The sequence below is a fragment of the Bacillus pseudomycoides DSM 12442 genome, assembly GCF_000161455.1.
GTDB lineage: Bacteria > Bacillota > Bacilli > Bacillales > Bacillaceae_G > Bacillus_A > Bacillus_A pseudomycoides.
This window is the reverse complement of sequence record NZ_CM000745.1, coordinates 5674741-5675691: the sequence shown is the minus strand read 5'-3', so window position 1 is coordinate 5675691 and position 951 is coordinate 5674741. Positions and strand designations below refer to the sequence as shown.

Sequence of the window (951 nt, the reverse complement as noted above, 5' to 3'; positions counted from 1 at the left end):
CCTTCCGGCTGTAGATAACCGCTACGACTGAGAATATACACTGACGTATTACTAATCGGCTTCCCAATCGGCACCGTATGGAGGTCAACCATAGACTCCGTGACAGGGCAGGCCGTGGCAAACACTGTTGTTTCGGTTGGTCCGTATACGTGAATGAGCCTGTCTTCTCCCATTGCCCTCAATGCTTTTCGCACATGTTTGACTGACACCATTTCGCCACCAAACAGAAGCTTTCGTAGCCCCTTTAAGCTTTCAAGGTCCACATCCACAAGCGTGTTGAATAGCGCTGTTGTCATGAACGAAATTGTTACCTGTTCTTCTTGGATTAGACGCGAGAGCCGGAGGGCATCTCCAACCGTTTCCTTCGGAACAAGCACCAGCCGAGCTCCATGAAGAAGAGATGCATAAATATCAAAGGTAGAACCGTCAAATGCATAATTGGACAACTGAAGGAACGTGTCTGTTTCTTTCACTTCCAAATAGCCGTTGTTGATGATCGTCCGGATGACATTCCGATGGGTAGTCAGATTTCCTTTCGGTTTCCCAGTAGATCCTGAAGTATAGACAATATAAGCCAGGTCTTCTGGTCCGGAAATCCTACCTAGATTGGACGAATCGCTTTCCTCTAAAGCTTCCTCAATTGTAAGGGTCTTCCCTTCATAGGTGTACGGAAGAACGCCTCCGTGAAGAATTACAAGTTCGGCTCCGCTGTCATCAATCATATATTGAATCCGTTCCGCCGGATAACCTGGATCGATTGGAAGGTAAGCAGCACCAGATTTAAGAATGCCCAGTATGCCTGCAATCATTTCAAACGAACGCTCCGTGAGAAGTCCGACCGTCTGGCCTCTCTTTACTCCCTGCTTTACCAAGCTACGTGCAATCTGGTTAGCCATTCCGTTGAGTTCCTTGTATGTGAGAACCTTATTTTCAAACACCAAAGCGACATTT

At 47.1% G+C, this 951-nt stretch carries 1 protein-coding gene; it reads right to left on the bottom strand.

The annotated features are described in order from the left end of the window. The coding region (locus BPMYX0001_RS28645; RefSeq protein WP_244268572.1) for an AMP-binding protein at nt 1-896 on the bottom strand (896 nt) is incomplete at its 3' end. Between the last annotated feature and the right edge of the window lie 55 nt (nt 897-951).